The sequence below is a fragment of the Pseudomonas sp. WJP1 genome, from assembly GCF_028471945.1.
GTDB lineage: Bacteria > Pseudomonadota > Gammaproteobacteria > Pseudomonadales > Pseudomonadaceae > Aquipseudomonas.
This window is the reverse complement of record NZ_CP110128.1, coordinates 4,309,220-4,327,382: the sequence shown is the minus strand read 5'-3', so window position 1 is coordinate 4,327,382 and position 18,163 is coordinate 4,309,220. Positions and strand designations below refer to the sequence as shown.

At 57.3% G+C, this 18,163-nt stretch carries 16 protein-coding genes; 13 read left to right on the top strand and 3 right to left on the bottom strand.

The features are described 5' to 3' along the window. The first annotated feature begins 1 nt into the window (after nt 1). The 9 genes from OH720_RS19315 to OH720_RS19275 all read left to right on the top strand — a co-directional run bounded on the left by OH720_RS19315 (nt 2) and on the right by OH720_RS19275 (nt 9,890). Nucleotides 2-1,057 carry a 3-keto-5-aminohexanoate cleavage protein gene (locus OH720_RS19315; RefSeq protein WP_272602489.1) on the top strand — a complete coding sequence of 352 codons (1,056 nt, stop codon included), beginning with the start codon at nt 2-4 and terminating at the stop codon, nt 1,055-1,057. A gap of 77 nt (nt 1,058-1,134) precedes the next feature. Then, on the top strand, nt 1,135-1,956 hold the full coding sequence (locus OH720_RS19310; RefSeq protein ID WP_272602488.1) for an SDR family NAD(P)-dependent oxidoreductase: 822 nt from the start codon (nt 1,135-1,137) through the stop codon (nt 1,954-1,956). A 27-nt stretch (nt 1,957-1,983) separates the two neighbouring features. Further along, a complete protein-coding gene (locus OH720_RS19305) occupies nt 1,984-2,724 on the top strand; it encodes a carboxymuconolactone decarboxylase family protein (RefSeq protein WP_272602487.1) in 741 nt (246 codons plus the stop codon). Between the two features lie 106 nt (nt 2,725-2,830). Then, complete coding sequence (locus OH720_RS19300) at nt 2,831-4,174, top strand: MFS transporter (RefSeq protein ID WP_272602486.1); 1,344 nt, start codon at nt 2,831-2,833, stop codon at nt 4,172-4,174. 88 nt (nt 4,175-4,262) lie between these two features. After that, nucleotides 4,263-6,110 carry a DUF1302 domain-containing protein gene (locus tag OH720_RS19295; protein WP_272602485.1) on the top strand — a complete coding sequence of 616 codons (1,848 nt, stop codon included), beginning with the start codon at nt 4,263-4,265 and terminating at the stop codon, nt 6,108-6,110. After that, complete coding sequence (locus OH720_RS19290; RefSeq protein WP_272602484.1) at nt 6,110-7,468, top strand: DUF1329 domain-containing protein; 1,359 nt, start codon at nt 6,110-6,112, stop codon at nt 7,466-7,468. The genes OH720_RS19295 and OH720_RS19290 overlap by 1 nt, the downstream gene beginning before the upstream one ends. A gap of 110 nt (nt 7,469-7,578) precedes the next feature. Beyond that, nucleotides 7,579-8,598 carry a YeiH family protein gene (locus OH720_RS19285; protein ID WP_272602483.1) on the top strand — a complete coding sequence of 340 codons (1,020 nt, stop codon included), beginning with the start codon at nt 7,579-7,581 and terminating at the stop codon, nt 8,596-8,598. Between the two features lie 46 nt (nt 8,599-8,644). Further along, nucleotides 8,645-9,508: an MBL fold metallo-hydrolase gene (locus OH720_RS19280; RefSeq protein WP_272602482.1), complete on the top strand. Its 864-nt coding sequence runs from the start codon at nt 8,645-8,647 to the stop codon at nt 9,506-9,508. Nucleotides 9,509-9,620: 112 nt separating this feature from the next. After that, entirely contained in the window at nt 9,621-9,890 is a 270-nt protein-coding gene (locus OH720_RS19275; RefSeq protein ID WP_272602481.1) for a hypothetical protein, read from the top strand. Nucleotides 9,891-10,090: 200 nt separating this feature from the next. On the opposite strand, the gene OH720_RS19270 is transcribed toward OH720_RS19275, so the two are convergent. The 3 genes from OH720_RS19270 to OH720_RS19260 all read right to left on the bottom strand — a co-directional run bounded on the left by OH720_RS19270 (nt 10,091) and on the right by OH720_RS19260 (nt 13,214). After that, nucleotides 10,091-10,351, bottom strand: coding sequence for a DUF6429 family protein (locus OH720_RS19270; protein ID WP_272602480.1), 261 nt, complete (start codon nt 10,349-10,351; stop codon nt 10,091-10,093). 64 nt (nt 10,352-10,415) lie between these two features. After that, a complete protein-coding gene (locus OH720_RS19265; RefSeq protein WP_272602479.1) occupies nt 10,416-12,275 on the bottom strand; it encodes an ABC transporter ATP-binding protein in 1,860 nt (619 codons plus the stop codon). 282 nt (nt 12,276-12,557) lie between these two features. Next, the gene (locus tag OH720_RS19260; protein WP_272602478.1) at nt 12,558-13,214 is read right to left on the bottom strand and encodes a GIN domain-containing protein; all 657 of its coding nucleotides are present in this window, start codon (nt 13,212-13,214) and stop codon (nt 12,558-12,560) included. 411 nt (nt 13,215-13,625) lie between these two features. Here OH720_RS19260 and OH720_RS19255 point away from each other — a divergent pair, with 411 nt between their 5' ends. The 4 genes from OH720_RS19255 to OH720_RS19240 all read left to right on the top strand — a co-directional run bounded on the left by OH720_RS19255 (nt 13,626) and on the right by OH720_RS19240 (nt 18,104). Further along, nucleotides 13,626-14,615, top strand: coding sequence for a ParA family protein (locus tag OH720_RS19255; RefSeq protein WP_272602477.1), 990 nt, complete (start codon nt 13,626-13,628; stop codon nt 14,613-14,615). Next, the gene (locus OH720_RS19250) at nt 14,615-15,481 is read left to right on the top strand and encodes an SIR2 family protein (RefSeq protein ID WP_272602476.1); all 867 of its coding nucleotides are present in this window, start codon (nt 14,615-14,617) and stop codon (nt 15,479-15,481) included. Before OH720_RS19255 ends, OH720_RS19250 begins: the two co-directional genes overlap by 1 nt. A 693-nt stretch (nt 15,482-16,174) precedes the next feature. After that, nucleotides 16,175-16,948 (top strand): hypothetical protein, encoded by a 774-nt coding sequence (locus OH720_RS19245; RefSeq protein ID WP_272602475.1) that lies wholly within the window; start codon nt 16,175-16,177, stop codon nt 16,946-16,948. A gap of 463 nt (nt 16,949-17,411) precedes the next feature. Next, the gene (locus OH720_RS19240) at nt 17,412-18,104 is read left to right on the top strand and encodes a hypothetical protein (protein ID WP_272602474.1); all 693 of its coding nucleotides are present in this window, start codon (nt 17,412-17,414) and stop codon (nt 18,102-18,104) included. Nucleotides 18,105-18,163 lie beyond the last annotated feature (59 nt).

Below are 18,163 nucleotides of genomic sequence, written 5' to 3'. Positions count from 1 at the left end.
GATGCATTTCCTTGATGACAGCTTGTTCCCGGAAAACCAGGAAAAACTGGTGATTCAGGTGGCGCCCTATGGTCCGCAATGGACGCCTGCCGACTCGGACGATATTCCGGTCAGCATGGACGATCAGGTCCAGAAGGCGATCGATTGCTACAACGCCGGCGCCACCGTGCTGCACGTTCACGTACGTGAAGAAGACGGCAAGGGTTCCAAGCGCCTGAGCAAATTCAACGAGATGCTCGGGCTGCTGCGCCAGGCTGTGCCGGACATGGTCCTGCAGGTCGGTGGATCGATTTCCTTCGCCCCGGAAAGCGAAGGGCAGGCGGCGACCTGGCTGGATTACGACACCCGGCACATGCTCGCCGACCTGTCGCCCAAGCCAGACCAGGTGACCATCGCCATCAACACCAGCCAGATGAACATCTGCGAGCTGCTGACGGCCGATGACATCGCCGGCACCATCCTGGAACAGCCTGCGTACTTCAACGCCTACCAGGAGATGGTTTCCGACGCGCGTCCGTCGTTCTTCATCGAGCACCTCAAGCGCCTGCAGGCCTCCGGCATCCAGCCGCACTTCATGCTCGGTCACGTGCACCAGCTGGAAACCGTCGAGCGTTTGATTCGCAAGGGCCTGTACACCGGGCCGCTGATTTTGAACTACGTCGCCATCGGTGGCGGCGCGGCGGGCCTGGATCCGTCCGACATGATCGAGTTCGTCAAGCGCACCCCGCCGGGCTCGGTGCTGTCCATGGAAAGCGCCATGCGCGCGGTGCTGCCGATGAACGCCATGGCAATTGCCATGGGCCTGCATGTGCGTGTCGGCATCGAAGACACCCTGTGGGGTCGCAAGGGCGAACGCATGACCTCGGTGCAGCAGATCGAACAGACCGTGCGTCTGTCCCGGGAGCTGGGTCGCGAGATTGCCAGCGGCAAGGAAGCGCGAGAGATCTACAAGATCGGCCAGACCTACACCAGCGCTGACGAGACCATCGCCAGGCTGGGCATGGCGCCGAACCGCAAGCCCGGTCAGCGTGGTTTTACCGTGCCGGGACAGTATTGAGTCACACGTGACCGGACGCAGGCCGGTGGCGAAAACGCTGCCGGTCGCCTGATTCACCCGTTTCCATGGAGTGTGCAATGAATCTTGTGAATAAAGTCGCCCTGGTGACCGGCGTTGGTCCTGGCCTGGGCAAGGCGTGCGCCGTGGCTTTTGCCAAGGCCGGAGCGAAGGTAGTGATTTGCGATGTCAGCGAAGAGTCGCTGGCGCAGGCACGGGATGCCGTCGAAGCACAGGGTGCCGAATGCCTGGCGGTGCGCTGCGATGTGTCGTCGAGCGTCGAAGTGGACGCCATTTTCGACCTGATCGTCGCGCGTTTCGGCACCCTGCATGTGCTGGTCAACAACGCCGCACTGACCCCGAACCGTGAAGTCGACACGCTGCGTCGCAATGCCTTGTACCGCTACATGTCGAACCCCGAACCGCGTCGCTCGCTGGGTTTCACCAGCGCGATCAGCGACGAGGAATGGCACCGCTACTGGGGCGTCAATGTGCACGGCATGTTCTATTGCACCCGTGCGGCACTGCGGCTGATGGAGCCGCAGCGCGAAGGCAAGATCATCAACATCGCGTCGATTGCCGGCCTGTCCAGCAAGAGCGCTCACAGCCCGCACTACTGCGCCACGAAGGGTGCGGTAATCAGCTTTACCAAGTCGGTGGCCTACGAGGTAGCTGGCGCCAACATCTTCGTCAACGCCATGGCCCCGGGCGGTGTTGCCACCCCTGCGTTCAACAGCTACCTGGATGCCATTGGTGAGGAAGCCCGCAACCGTTTGTGGCAAGGGGTGCCCCTGGGCCGCTTCGGTACGGTCGAGGAGTATGCCGGCACCGTGCTGTATCTGGCCGGCGAGCATTACCTGGTCGGCCAGGTGCTCAGCCCCAATGGCGGCAGCGTGATCTGACCTCATTTCTAAGCGAGTGGAAGAACGATGAGCGATACCCCGAATTACAACGCGCTACGCGCCGCCGGCCTGTTCGATGAAAGCCTGGACCGCATGGCCGAGTGGGATGGGCCATGGACCGAAAGCTTCATGAAACTGGTCGAGGACAGCCAGGTCAACGACATCCTCGATCCGAAATTGGTGGCGCTGATCCGTCTGAACATCGACGTCACCGCTACCCACTTGTACGCTCCCGGCGTGCGGCGTCATGTGCGTGATGCGCTGCGCCTGGGCGTGACCCGTGCCGAGATTCTCGAAGTGTTCAAGCTGGCCAGTGTGGTCGGCATCCATGCCTGTGCGCTCGGGGTGCCGATCCTTGCCGAGGAGTTGGCCAATGCCGGCGTAGCCGATGAGCCAGTGGCAGCGGGTGCGACACCGGTCTGCGATGCCGTGCGCGCCGGCGGGATGTTCAATCCGCTGTGGGAGACCCTCTACAAGTGGGATCCGGCCTATCTGGAGAAATTCCTCGGCATGGGCTTCGGGCTGTGGAAGGACGGCATCCTGCCACCGCTGTGGATCGAGTTCCTGTGCATCGCCGGCGATGCCGCCATCACGCACCTGTATGGCCATGGCACGCGGCGTCACATTCAGGCAGCGCTGCAACTGGGCGCGACCCGCGAGCAGGTGCTGGAAGTGTTGAAGATCGTCAGCCTGCAGGGTATTGAAGCCTGCGAGCTGGGTGTGCCGATGCTCGATGAAGAACTGCGCGCGTTATCCGCTGCGCAATGAAGGCGGGCAGGGCGGGTCGTCCTGTCCTGTTCCAATCGCGCCGTCGGGCGTGTGAAAAATAACAACAAGAAATGTTTCCAATGCGTCTGTCGCAGGAGGAGAAGCAATGACTAGCGTGGTTGAACGAGGCCAATGCCTGACGGGTGCGGCATCTGCACACGAGGTACAACAGATTTTTCGCAAGATCACCTGGCGCCTGTTGCCGTTCCTGTTTGTCGCCTATGTGATCAACTCGATCGACCGGATCAACATTTCTTTCGCCAAGTTGCGCATGGCTGAAGATCTCGCGCTGAGCGACGCCGCCTACGGGCTGGGCGCGGCGGTGTTCTTCGTGGGTTACCTGCTGTTCGAAGTGCCGAGCAACCTCTACATGCAAAGGGTCGGCGCGCGGCTGACCATCATGCGCATCATGGTGCTGTGGGGGCTGGTGACCATCGGCACCAGCCTGGTGAGCTCCGCGACCGGGTTGTATATCGCGCGCTTTTTGCTGGGCGTTGCCGAGGCGGGTTTTTTTCCGGGTGTGATTCTGTACCTGACCTACTGGTTCCCGGCATCACGCCGTGGCCGCATCACGTCGATCTTCATCATGGCCGGGATCTTTGCCGGGATCGTCAGCGGGCCCTTGGCCGGTTGGATCATGACCCATTTCCATGGCTGGGCAGGGCTGCGCGACTGGCAGGTGCTGTTTGTCTTCGAAGGTATCCCCGCTGTGCTTCTGGGCCTGTTCGCCTGGTTCTGGCTGGTCGACAAACCACAGGACGCCCCTTGGCTCAACGCTCATGAGAAGTCCGTCGTCCAGGCACAGCTTGAAGTAGAGAATGTGATCAAGGGCAATCCCCATGCCTCGTTTCGTCAGTTGCTGCGTGATCCGCGGGTGCTGCTGGCCGGCCTGGTGTTCTTCTGCATCTATTCGGGCACCAATACCGTGGCGTACTGGATGCCGAGCCTGATCCAGAGCTTCGGTCTTGCCGACATCGGTCGTATCGGCCTGATCAGCAGCCTGCCGTACTGCATCGCCCTGGTCGCCATGTACTTGCTCGGCCGCAGTTCCGACAAACACCTGGAACGTCGCTGGCACCTGGCGCTGACCATGCTGGTGGGGGCTGCCAGCTTCGTTTTGCTCGGCATTTTCCAGGGCAATCTTGAGCTGTCGGTACTGTTCATGAGCCTGGGCGCCGCCGCCTGCCTGTCATCCGTGCCTCTGTTCTGGACTATTCCACCGGCCTACCTCAGCGGCCCCGTCGCTGCTGGCGGCATTGCGCTGATCAGCAGCCTGGGTGGCATCGCCGCGATGATCGCCCCGGTGCTGGTGGGCGCCGTCAAGACCCAGACCGGCAGCCTGTTCGTCGCCTTTGATGTGATCGCCGGCCTGCTGGTGTTCGGCGCGACGGTCCTGCTGCTGGGTATCCCCGCGAAACTGCTGCACGAGCGCACCCGCAACCCTCTCTAAGACGCCACACAACGCCCACTCACGCTGGGGCCCAAAGGCCCCGGTGCGGGGAGCGCTGCACCATTAAAAACAAAAAAAGGTGACATGCATGTTGAGCAGTACAGCCATCTCCACCCTGCAACAGCGGCGTTTTTCACCCTGCCTGCTGGCCGTCGGCGTCGCTTTGGCGACCTTCGCCAGCCAGCAGGCGTACGCCGTGACCTTCGATGTCAATGACGACTGGTCGCTGACCACCAACACCACCTTGACCTACGGCCAGAGCTGGGCGTTGCGCAACCCGGATCCGGGCATGATGTACGCCCCGGACGCCAGGAGCATCGGCAAGAACGGCAAGGGCATCGACACCAACGGTGACGACGGCCGGCTGAACTTCTCCAAGCACGACACGATTTCCCAGGTGTACAAGGGCCTGACCGAGTTCGACTTCAACGATGGCAATCAGGGCGCCTTCATTCGCTTCAAGTACTGGTATGACCACGCGCTGGACAGCGGTAACGGCGATTTCAAGAAATTCGACGATTCCGGCTGGCCGGACATGGCGAAGTTTCAGGGCTTCGAAACCTTGGATGCCTATGTCTGGAAAAACTTCGACGTGGCCGACCATCCGCTGAGCGTCAAGGTCGGCAAGCAGGTACTGAGTTGGGGTGAAGCGCTGTTCTTCCAGAACGGCATCAACGCCATCAACCCGCTGGACGTGTCGGCGTTCAACCGTCCGGGTGTCGAACTCAAGGAAGGGCAGCTGCCGGTCGAGATGGTCTCGTTCAATTTCGGCCTGAACGACACCCTGAGCCTGGAGGGTTTCTATCAATACAACTTCCGGCCTTCGGTACTGGACGGTTGCGGCACCTTTTTCCAGTCCGCCGACTTTGCGCCGGAAGGCTGCGGTCCGATCGTTGCCGGCCTGACCGGCGACAAGACCACCGCCACCGCCCTGAGAGCCGGCACCTTCGTTCCGCGTGGCCAGACCGACTACGCCCATGACGGCGGCCAGTACGGTATAGCCCTGCACAAGGTCATCGAAAGCCTGAACGATGCCGAACTGGGCCTGTACTACGCCAACTACGCCAGCCGTTTCGCATCGTTCAACGGTACGGCGGTCAGCCGGCCGATTTCCGGGCCGGGCGGTTCGCTGGCGAACATTTCGACCGCCAGCTACAACTCGGTCTACCCCGAGGACATCCGACTGTTCGGCCTGAGCCTCAGCGGCGTGGTCGGCAGCACGGCGGTGTTTGGCGAGTTGAGCTACCGACCCAACCAGCCATTGGGTTTCAACGGCAACGACACCATTCAGTTCCTGCTGCGCAGCCCCAACACGCCGTTCACCAATCCGGGCGTTGCCCCGGCCCTGGGTGCTCCGATCGAAGGCTACAAGCGCATGCCGGTGTCGCAGTTCTCGCTGGGTGCCACCGACAGCGTGTCCAACGTATTGGGTGCGAGCAAGTTTTCCTGGGCGGCGGAAGGGGCGGTCAACCACATCAGTGACCTGGGTAACGAGCGCTTCGGCCGTAGCGGTGCCTATGGCCGCAGCGAGTTGACCACCACGCCTTTCAATCCAGCGGTGCCGGCCAGCTTCTGCGTCACGCCGGGCACGGCCAACCTCAACGCCGGCCAGATCGCCAACCTCAACGCCAACAATTGCAACGACAACCGCGGCTTCTACACCGACTGGTCGTGGGGCTACCGCCTGCGCGGTGCCCTGGCTTACGAAGGCGTCCTGCCGTCGACCGTCGTGACCCCGAGTATCAACTTTCGCCATGACGTGAACGGTTATGGCCCCAACTTCCAGGAAGGACAAAAAGCAGTGGGTCTCTCGCTGCTCTTTGAATACCGCACCAATTACTCGTTGGAGTTCAACTACAACGATTTCTTCGGTGGCGACTTCAGCACCCTCGACGACCGTGACTTTGCATCGGTCAACCTTAAGGTGAGCTTCTGATGACCATGAAACTGATAAAACTGCCCCTCATACTGACCGTTCTGGCTTCGGCATGCCTGAGTGCATCGCTGTACGCCAAGGACGCCGACACGTCAAAACTGGGCACCAGCCTCAATGCCATGGGCGGCGAGCGTGCCGCCAACGCCGACGGCAGTATCCCGGCCTGGGACGGCGGCCTGAAACCGGGCAGCCTGAGCGCCAGTGCCAATGGCGACTACACCGACCCGTTCGCCAGCGAAAAGCCGACGATGGTGGTCACTGCAGCCAACATCGGTCAGTACGAGAAGCTGCTGACGCCAGGGCAGGTGGCGATGCTCAAGCGTTTCCCCGCGACCTACCAGATCAATGTCTATCCGTCGCACCGCACCACGCACATGCCTGACAAGGTCAATGCAGCTACCCGTGACAACGCCGGCAAGGTGACGCTGGCCGACAATGGCTACGGCATCATCGGCTACAACACCGGCGTGCCGTTCCCGATGCCGACCGAACCTCTGGAAGTCATGTGGAACCACCTGGCGCGTTACATCGGCAGCTCAGTACAGCGCGAAATGGCTTCGGCCACCGTGGAAGACAGCGGTGCCAGCACCCTGGTGACCTATGAGCAGAGCGTGCACTTCCGCTCGGCGGTCAGTGACCTGCAACCGGAAGAAAACGCCCTGTACTTCAGCATGATCCGCGCGCTGAGCCCGTCACGCGTGGCCGGTGAAATCACCATGGTCCACGAGCCGGTCAACCAGGTTGCCGAGCCACGCGGTGCCTGGCAGTACATTCCCGGCCAGCGTCGGGTGCGTCGAGCGCCGACCGTGGCCTACGACAACAGTGCCCGCTACAGCTATGGCCAACTGACCTCCGATGGCGTGGGTGGCTTCAACGGCGCCCCGGACCGTTACGACTGGAAACTGATCGGCAAGCAGGAACGCTTGATCCCGTACAACAGCTACAAGCTGGCGAGCAAGTCGTTGAAATACGCCGACCTGCTGAAGAAAAACACTATCGACCCGCAGTACGTGCGTTATGAGAAGCACCGCGTCTGGGTGGTCGAAGCGACCCTCAAGCCTGGCGCCCGTCACGTATATGGCAAGCGTCGCTTCTACATAGACGAAGACAACTGGCAGATCGCAAGTTCGGAGATGTACGACAGCCGTGGCGAACTGTGGCGCATGTACGAAAGCTACCCGATTCAGCTGCCGGATGTGGATGTGCCGTTCCAGGCGATGGAAGCCACCTATGACTTCATTTCGGGTCGCTACTCCACCAACTACATGACCAACGAGACCCAGCAGAAGATGGTCTTCAACCAGCTGGCTTCGAAAGAAAACTACAGCCCGGCAGCGCTACGCCGCTACGGCAAGTAATCCTCCGTTTCACGACGCTGTGCACTTTACCGCTGCTTCGGCAGCGGTTTTTTTCGCGTCTCGCAGACTCCTTCGAATTCTTTTTGGCCCGATCGGGCCGGGATTTGCTCATGCTCGTCGCAAGCCTTCGTTCTCCTTTCAATCTGCTTCCAGGCCTGGCCGGCAGCCTCACCCTGGCCGGTTTCGCCCTTTGGCTCGCTGCGGCTCCGATGCTGCATGGCAGCGGCCTGGGCGCACTGACACTGGCCATGCTGCTCGGCCTGGCACTGGGCAACCTGACTCCGGGCAGTGTCCATTTCGCCCTGGCCAGTGGCGTGCAGCTTTGCAAACAATCATTGTTGCGTGTTGGTGTGGCGCTGTACGGCTTTCGTCTCACCGTGCAACAGGTGCAGGCGCTCGGTGTGCAGGCCTTTATCATCGATGTGCTGTTGATCCTGTCCACACTGTCCCTGGCCATCTGGCTGGGTGTGCGCGTTCTGCGCATGGAGCGCCAGACGGTCATCCTGATCGGCGCCGGCCACGCCATCTGCGGCGCCGCGGCGATCCTCGCCAGCGCGGGGGTGGTGAGGGCACGCAACGACCAGGTCGCCATTGCCATTGCCTGCATCGTGCTGTTCGGTACTTTCGGCATGCTGGCCTACCCCTGGGTTTTCAGCCTCGCGCCGGGGTTGCTGGGCGACAGCCACGCCTTTGGCGTCTTCACCGGGGCCACCCTGCATGAAGTCGCCCAGGTCGTGGCCGCAGGTCAAGCCATGAACCCACAGGCGGCCGAGGCGGCGATCGTTGCCAAGCTCATCCGCGTTTTGCTTCTCGCGCCGGTATTGATTGGCGTCGGGCTGTGGTGGTCGCGCGGCAGGGCCGGGAATGAAGCCGCGGCGTCGGTAACGGTGCCGGTGTTCGTGCTGGGTTTCGTGGGCTGCATGCTGATCAATTCCTGGATGCCGTTGACCCAAGGCGTTCGGCAGTTTGTCGTCGGCCTGGATGACCTTTTGCTGGCCGCAGCCATGGGCGCGTTGGGCTTTAGCACCCGTGTGCAGGACCTGCGCAAGGCGGGTATCAAGCCCTTGATCCTGGCGTTCGGGCTGACGGCGCAGCTCATCGTCGTCGGCGCTGTCCTTACGTTGTTGTGATGACTGGACCCGGTAGCGGGTACTGCCTATTCGAAGAGGAAATGTTGTGAACCGTCGTTTATCCACGCTGGATGGTAGAAGTCACAAGCTGGATGGTGGGGTGATGTTCGGCAATACACCCAGGCATACCTGGCTCGACTGGATCAGGCCCGATCACGACAATCTGGTGCAACTTGCCTCACGGGGATTACTGGTTCAGCAAGGGGACAGGAACATCCTGGTGCTGGCGGGAGCGAGCGCATTGCTCGCGCCGCCGCGCCGGGCATGCACCTGCCAGAAGCACGTTCCGGGCCTGCTGGAAAGCCTGGCGCAACAGGGGCTGACCGAGAGCGACATCAACACGGTGGTGCTCAGTCATCTGCATGCGCAACTGAGCCCCGAAACCCGTGCGGCGATTGACGATGGCGATACACCGCGACTGTTGTTTCCCGCAGCGCGCTACATCACCGGGGAGCGTCACTGGTTTCGTGCCCTGCACAACCATCCCCATGACCGCGCACTGTTCGTCCGGCAGATCGTGCACAGGCTCGAAGGCAGCGGCCGGCTGATGCTTGTCGAGGGAGGACGCTGCAAGGAACTGGGGGACGGCTGGCGCTTGCACTTCAGCGAAGGCTACACGCCGGGTCAATTGATACCGGAAATCGCCATGCCGGGTGGCCCCGTGGTGTTTGCCGGCGACCTGATCCCCGGAACCCACTGGCTGAGCCTGGCGGTCACCACGGCCAACGACCGCAACCCGGAAGGTATCGTCGGGGAAAAGGAGCGGTTGCTCGATTACCTCGTAGCCAACGGTGGCCGCCTGTTTTTTGCCAGTGATCCGGACATTGCGATGATCAAGGTCATGCGTGACAAACAATCACGTTATCTGCCGTTTGATACGTACGCGGTGCTGAGTCGATTTGAGTCATGATCTTGCGTTCAGCTATTTATTAACGTCGTGTCCGGGATCAGGGTCATGCCCGGGTGGAGGAGGGTGGGAATGGATCAGCTACAGTTGATAGGTCATCCACAAGGAGTCAGGTATGAGCATCACTGTCTGTGTCGTATGTCGCGAGAGTGCCGAAAAAGCCTTTCCGGTAGGCAGTTTTGATGAGTTTAAATGTCCGAACTGCGGCTACTACTCCGTTAATCGGCAGTTGCTTGAGGACATGGCAGCAGCAAAGCAAATCTTTGACACTGAGCGTACCCAGCAATATTTGAAGATCCAACTTTGCTCAGACCAAGTGCCAGCGATTACACGTATCGAGGCTACGAAGCATGAGTTGATTGCGCCAAACTTGCGCAATAGGTGAGGGCGAGTCAGGGGGCAGCTGTTTGCCCCGCGGTTCCGGCAGTCCTCTTGGAAGCGCGCTTGCGAAATATCTGTTAAGTGCGGAGTACATCGCCATGCCCACCTAAGTATCGTAAGTGTTCCACAAACCCCACTGACTCCAAGGAGGGCGGGCTCATCTAGACGATACTCAGATGCAACCAAACTGGTTGTAGCATGAAGTCATGTCTCAGGGTTGGATGCCTGCTCCCCTTGAGTTCTCACCCCAAATAACCTGTCGGCAATCTGCCGACCTCGCTCCAGCCCTTCCTCCGTCAACCAGATCGATTTGTTCTTGTTCACCGGATTGCTGATGAAACCATATTCATGCAATCGGTTCATGGTTTCGAAGTCGAACCCTTTCCAGGCATGCCCATCGTCGAAACTGAAGGTCGCCAACAGGGCAAGTACGGCCTCTTCAATCAGTTTGTCGTCGTACTCCATGATCGTTACTCCGCTCATGTTCAACAGGTACCGTCGAGTGTGTGATGGGCACACCATAATACGCTCACGCCTGATCCATCGCCTCAACCACCCCCTGATCCTCGCCCAGGAAGCCACCACTTTGATGCTGCCAGAGCCGCGCGTAGGTGCCGTTTCTTCCCAGCAACTCAGCGTGGGTACCCTGTTCGATGATGCGTCCCTCATCCATGACAATGAGCCGATCCATGGCCGCGATCGTCGACAGCCGATGGGCGATGGCGATGACGGTCTTGCCCTGCATCATTTCATCGAGGCTTTCCTGGATGGCGACTTCGACTTCCGAATCCAGGGCGCTGGTGGCCTCGTCCAGCAACAGGATCGGCGCGTTCTTGAGCATCACCCGGGCGATGGCGATGCGTTGGCGCTGGCCGCCCGAGAGCTTGATGCCGCGCTCACCCACCAGGGTGTCATAGCCGCTATGGCCTTGCCGATCGCTCAGTTGGCTGATGAAACCGTCGGCCTGGGCATTGACCGCGGCGCTGCGCACCTGGGCGTCGGTCGCGTCCGGGCGGCCGTAGGCGATGTTGTCGCGAATCGAGCGGTGCAGCAGGGAAGTATCCTGAGTGACCATACCGATAGCGGCACGCAGACTGTCTTGTGTCACCTGAGCGATGTTTTGCCCGTCGATGCGAATCACACCGCTGTTGACGTCATAGAAACGCAGCAGCAGATTGATCAGCGTCGATTTGCCTGCACCGGAACGGCCCACCAGGCCGATTTTTTCGCCTGGGCGGATGTTCAGGCTCAAGCCGTCGAGCACCTGGCGTTCGCCGTTGTAGTTGAAGCTCACGTTGTCAAAGCTCACCGCGCCGCCAGAGGGTACCAGCACGCCGGCGTTCGGCGCATCCTGCACCTTGGGCCCGCGGGTCAGGGTTGCCATGCCGTCCTGAACGGTGCCGATGTTTTCGAACAGCGAAGTCATTTGCCACATGATCCAGTGCGACATGCCATTGATACGCAACGCCATGGCAGTAATCGCCGCCACGGCCCCCGCACCGACTTCTCCCTGGTGCCAGAGCCACAGGGCATAACCGCCGGCTGCCATGATCAATCCCACCACCAGTGCCTGATTGACGATCTCGAACTGGCTGACCAAGCGCATCTGGCGAAAACCGGTGTTCTTGAAATCCTCCATCGCCGCGCGCGCGAAGTGCGCTTCACGATTGGAGTGCGAGAACAGTTTGACGGTGGTGATGTTGGTGTAGGCGTCTGAAACACGCCCCGTCATCGACGATCGCGCGTGGGCCTGCTCCTGCCCGACTTGCCCCAGGCGTGGCACAAAGTACAGCATGGCCAGGCCGAACAACGCGACCCAGGCAATAAAAGGCAGCATGAGTTTCAGGGCGAAGCCGCCGGCCAGTGCGATGATTGCAATGAAGTAGACGCCGATTCCGGGTGCGATTTCGATGAAGGTGAACAGGACTTCGCGCACGGCCAATGCCGTCTGCATCACCTTGGTCGTGACTCTGCCTGAGAACTCATCGGAGAAGAATGAAAGGCTTTGCCGCAGCATCAGCCGATGAAAGTCCCAGCGCAGCCGCAGCGGCAGGTTAATCGCCAATACCTGGTGCTGCACCATGGTGCGCAGCGCCACCAGCCCAATGCTGGTGAGCAACACGATCGCGATACCCCACAGCACTGAACTTTCCTGCCCGTTCGCATCGCCACCGGCCTGCCAGGTCGAGAGCAGGTCCACGACCTGACCAAGGAAGGAAAACAACCAGGCTTCGTAGATCGACACACTGGCGCTGAGCAAGGCCAGCGCGAGGATATAGCCGCGGGCTCCGCGTGTGCAGGCCCACAGGAACCGCATCAGGCCGACAGGCGGAGGTGGCGCTTCGTCGGGGGGAAATGGGTCGAGCCTTCGTTCAAACACGCGAAGCATTGTGGTCTCCGAAATGATCTGGGTGAGGGGATTCTGCCATTTAATGGGTGCTTTGAGGGTTTGCAGGTCAGGGTGCCGGGGGATGAAGGGTCCTGCATCTAAAGCGCTGGGTGGAACTTTTACAGATGTAGAGGTGTGAAGGGTGTAAAGGAGTGTAAAGGGGACGCCCGCTAGCCTGGATTAGAGTCCAGCTAATGGGGCGATCCTTGCCTCACAGCAAATGTCATTTCAATGGCAGCTCGGCTGTCATCAAACTGAGAGCGGCCTGTTCACCCCTGCCGTTTACGAACAATCAGAGGTTGAAATTTCGCTGGCGAAAGAGCCCGTGGCGCCGGTATCGACCTGAGCCGATGGACTGACAGACAGCCGTGCGCCGGCAGACAAGCTGCTGTTGATCCGGGGAATGTGGCACAGGGATGACTCCGCTCCCATGCTCATGCGCACATTCGCCACATCCGCAGTGAAGGGCTGCGGTTTTTTGTTAAAGGTGCCACCCATTGCCAGGTCAAGCACCAGCTCACCCGTCTTGCCCTCGATCTGGATGTCAGTGCCCATGCTGCCTGCCACCGTCAGTTTGGACGGATCGACGGCACACGCAGGTACCACGATTTTCACCCCTGCTTTTCCTGTCAGCCCCGTCAGTGGTTCGCTGGTATACAGCGTGATATCCAGCGTAGGGGAGGCGAGGCGAACATTTTCCGCTGCGTCATTCACGAGCAATAACGCCTTGTTGTTCGTCGTCACCTGGAGTGTATTCAGCGTATTGGCGGAGCCTGAGACAACCATTGATGAGGTTGCAGCGCATTTGATCGACAGGTTGATGCCCTGTCGGGCTTCAACGCTGCTGAAGGCGGTCAGCGCAAAGGTTTTTTCTGCGGCCAGTGCAGCGTAACTGGTCGTGCTCGCCAACAGCGCAAGCATCAGCTTCATCGTGTTCATATAACCTCCTTGTTTCAAAGTAAGTCGCCAGTGTAGGTAGCGTTGTTTCAACACTGTACTGAGGCATGCCAAAGTCCACCAGCCCCGCCACTTCGTCGATGCCTTCACTCTTGAGCTGTTTCAGTTGCTTCAGGCCCTTCAGGCCCTTCAGGCACTCTGCACGGAACGGCCTGGCCTGATTGCGCAATTTCACCTATGCGTGATGTGGCCTAATCGGAGGTTGTATTTCACTAGGACGTCCTGAGGTACGACGCTTCAGTTTGTTGGGGGGTAAAGCTGTGGCAAGACACATGGACGCCAGGGTGGCATTTTGATACCTTTACACTACTGGGGCAGTATTGTCCTTCATGGTATTTTAGCCTATTCGTAAGACTGAATAGCTTCAGTGGTCAGAATTAAAAGGAGCTGTAATTGAAAAGTATCGCTTTTTTCAATAACAAAGGAGGCGTTGGAAAAACAACTTTGTTATGCAATGTTGCCGCGTCCTTGGCGCTAAAATCAAAAAAGAAAGTTTTGGTTCTGGATGCAGATCCTCAGTGCAATGCATCGGCGTACCTTTTACCTGATAAAATGCTCGAGTCTATTCTGATGGATGGCACCCATCAAAGCATTGATGCTTTTTTCGAGCCTGTTCGCCGTGGTCATGGATATGCCTCAGACATTCCAACGATTGTGCGGAGTGAAAGGTTTGGTGTTGACGTAATTGTGGGTGACCCAAAACTCTCTATTCGTGAGGATCTCCTTGCTACTGATTGGGCGGCAACGCGCAACGGTGATCCCAGAGGCTTTCAGACAACCTTTGCCCTTCGGGAATTGGTGGGTAGGCTTGAAGAGTACGATTATGTTCTAGTGGACATGGGGCCATCCTTAGGAGCTCTAAACAGGTCCGTAGTGCTCGCCGTTGATTATTTTTTGATGCCGTTATCTGTCGATATTTTTAGCCTAATGGCAGTGAGTAATATTCTCAAATCCTTTGCTAACTGGCGCACCTCGCTCATTGGAGCTTTGGATCGTTACGTGGTAGACGAGGGTGTGCCATTTATGGTGAAGGATGCGGTTGTAGAGTGGGATTTGAAGTTTGCCGGTTATGTAATGCAGCAATATACTGCTAAAAAGAAAGAGGGCGTAAGGCAAGCGGTAGATGCTTTCGAGAACATAATAAAAAAACAAAACGAGGAATTGAAGTTGCTCTGTGAGTTTTTTGATGTTCAGCTTTCTGAAGTAAACCTAGGCGAAGTTCCAACTCTAAGTAGTGTCGTTCCACTATCGCAGCAGGCGCATGCCCCGATATTTGATTTGGGTGCAAAAGACGGTATCGTTGGGTCTAACTATAATCGTGTTGAAGAAGCTGGAAGTTTTTATCATGCAATTGCTGATAAACTTGACCAAAGGATTGGCTGATGATCGCTTGGGGTGATGAATTAGTTTCTGCTATTGCTCGCAGACGTAGCGTGATAATGATAGGTTCAGGGGTCTCGCGAAACTCTACAAATGCTGATGGCAAACGTCCGGCGACTTGGGTGGATTTCTTGAAGTCAGCCGCAGCGAAGATTGATTCGCCGCCTGTTATTGCAGAGTTGATTGATCTGCGCGACTATCTCACTGCTTGTGAGTTAATTAAGAAAAAGGTAGGCGATGATGTTTTTGTAAGTCTGGTTCAGGCGGAATATCAACGGCCGGGATATCGGCCTGCCCAAATTCACGAACACATATATAATCTTGATTCGTCGATTGTTGCTACTCCGAATTTTGATCTTATATATGATACTTATGCCTACAATGCTTCGCATGGGACAGTCATAAAAAAGGATCACACAAGTTCTGATATTTTGTATTGTATATCTGGTGGCGATAGTCGGCTTTTGTTGAAAACGCATGGTTCAGCAGATGCTCCGGGTAACCTTATTTTCACAAGGCGAGATTATGCGGAAGCGAGAACGAAATATCAGGTTTTTTATGCTCTGATAAAATCGTTGGTATTAACTCATACGTTCGTGTTTGTTGGTTGTGGGATAGATGATCCTGATATAAGGTCTCTATTCGAGGATGTTCAGTATGTTTACGGTCGCATGCCATTTCATTATATGACGCTGCCGGAAGGAGAGGTGCATTCAGATATACTTTCCGTTGCTTCTGAGTCTATGAAAATAAAGTTTTTGACATACTCTCCGGATAAGGGGCATGCAGAACTGACCGAGTCGCTAGGTGAACTTGTGCAATTGGTTGAAGACGCAAGACGTACCTTGGCAACGAAGCAAAACTGGTAAGCATGGCGCTTTTTGCTGGGTGGTCTAAAAGTATTCTTGGACCAGAAAGGGGGCGGTCCAGAAAGGGGATATTTTCTGAAAATAAATCTGTCTCCTTTTGCTGGCTGTCTCCTTTTGCTGGCTTTTGGGGTATATGGCCTGCGAGGGCCACATAGAAGAGAAACCTTATACAAATGTTCAAACGCGTCGCAGTCGGTCTTTCCCGCCGCCTGCAAGAGCAGTTCCTTCAGCGATGGATCAAAGTGCATCGAGTCCCCTGAGCATTGAAAAATTCCAGCTTCTTCCGTGCAAGGAGTGTTGGACTTCGAATTGTTGATATCCCGCCCTTCATGCCAATTCCAGGAACTTTCGAATCCACCTAAAACACGCAGGACTTCGAGCATCACAGCTTTGCGATGCAGGAGCCCCTCCCAAGGTCCAAGTTTGGTAAGGACGCTGGAGTAAATATCAGCCCGCTGGTTTGGCAGGAAGATTTCATCTGGGGCCTCCTTCGCCCACGCAACGATTTCCAACAAGAATGACTCCGGGGCCGGCCCGCGATTGTCCACTTCTTCTTTGCACACCACGAAATCAGTTGGCATCGTTTGGCTCCCACGGTTCTTGAGATTTGAACGACAGCTTCAGACGGCTCCACTCCATTCAAGCACAATTTTTACCAACCGTCGTTTGGGGTGGAAAGAGAAGGAAAATTTTTTGAACTCAATAAAAAGCTCACTGGGAGGCTGGCAATCAGCCGGGATCAAAAGTGCTCTCTATACTCCTTTCGACGTACGTGAAATTATTCGTCAGGGGAACATTCGGATGATCAGAAAACTAACATTGATGGCAGCTATTCTTTCATTATCTGGCTGTTCGACTCCCAACACGTTGTATGTAGGAACGTACACACGCGTCGGGATTGACGCATCGCAAAGCAGTACGGGTGGTGGCATCGGATTTAGGAACGTCGCATTGACAGTTGCGCCGACAAAGGAGAATGGCGATGCATATGACGTGTTGGGCACCACAGATGTCGATCTCGCGCTCCGCAACCTTGTTCTGGTAGAAACAGTCGCCACCGGCCAAGCGGCTGTGTGTGCTAGTGGAAAAAGTAAGGCTAGCGATCTTGTTGCCGAGATCAAGAACGCCCCGCAGAAGGAGCCAGGCCCGCTAATATTTGTAGCTGACACATCGTGGTCCCTTCTTGAAGTCAGCATGGGGGATGCGGTTGGCCCCGGTATTTCGTTTGGGTATCGTCGAATTGTCGGCATTCGTATGCCTGTCAAGAATGAACACATTGGCAGCGCCTATGGCTCCGTATCGATTAGCACCTTAGAGACGGCTCATGGCAGCAAGGCAGAACCGACTGAAATAGGTGGAACACGGAGTGTGTACACGTTCGCGACCGGGAATGCATCCGTGAATATGGCCCAGAAGTACGCCAAAAAAGTGGTTGGCAACATCGATCAGCAAGGATGTCCGGATTGAAGCTTTTGCCATTAGTTTTGTACTTTGCGCTGTCCATCAGCGGATGCGCCATCACCTATGTCGATGGCGACGGGGCGACCAGGAGGATTGGACTTCTATCAATCACCGAAAAGGCTGGCCCATGCTCGTTAGTGAGAACGGTCACTACCGCGGGTGTGAACCTAGATACTTCGGCTTCCAGCGCAGGGCTCAACCTAGGCTACAAGACCGTGACGACTGTTCTGCCTCCGGACGAGGGTGCCGTATCATTTGAGATGCGAAGGGATGGGCAACTGATCTCGTACGAGCGAATAGGCCCTGTGACGCCTGGCGCACACATCGTCTGCAGGTGAGTCGACTGTGGCTCATCTAGTTAGCTGGAAATCGCGAATGCTTTTCTCCGGAGAGAGGTCCCTATAACCCAAATGCCGTCGCTCCATAAACGCTAAAATTAACTACCGCTGAAATTCGCTAAGGAAGCATCTTGTCTGTCATCAATATCAATGAGTTTCCCGCCTTCTTTCGTGCCTACAACTGGTCGAACGCGAACCATAAGGCCAGAGGGTATCCAGGCGATCAATATCCCACCTTCCCGTGGATTAAATCCTTAGAAGAGCGGGGGAGTTGGCTGGTTGAACAGGCATCACTGACCAATGCACCGACGGATTATGTTCGTGAGCTCCTTGCGTGGGGCGCCGGAAAAAACGATCCGCGGATGAGGTTTGAGGTGGGTCTGGGTAATGTGTCGCTGCTGGGCATTTTCGCGCCAGTGTTGGCCAACATCGATGATCCAAAAAAAGCGATCACTGCGGCGCTGCAAATCCCGGGTTGCGGATTAACCTACGCATCGAAACTGTTGCGTTTTCTGCGACCGGACATGCACGCCAGCCTTGATGGGCGTATACGCGAAGCAATGCTGAAAGCCCGGTTGTTGGACAGGGTCTACGACAGCAATGAAAACTCGATGGTTCGAGGCTATGTCGCGTTCCAGGCTTTTTGCGTTGAGTTGGTGGCGCAACTGGATGCGGCGAAGATTGCCCGGCCGGAATGCAACCTTCTGGCGGCAGCAACCCAGACAGGCTGGCGAGTGGCAGACGTAGAGATGGCGTTGTTTGCTTGGGCCGACCGTACGAGCACGGTACCTGACGCAGAGAGCCAGATGGCTGCCGCTGAGTGAAAATGTGCGGCCCGGACTTGGGCCGCCATTTAGGGTGTCACACGCATCAAGGATGCTGA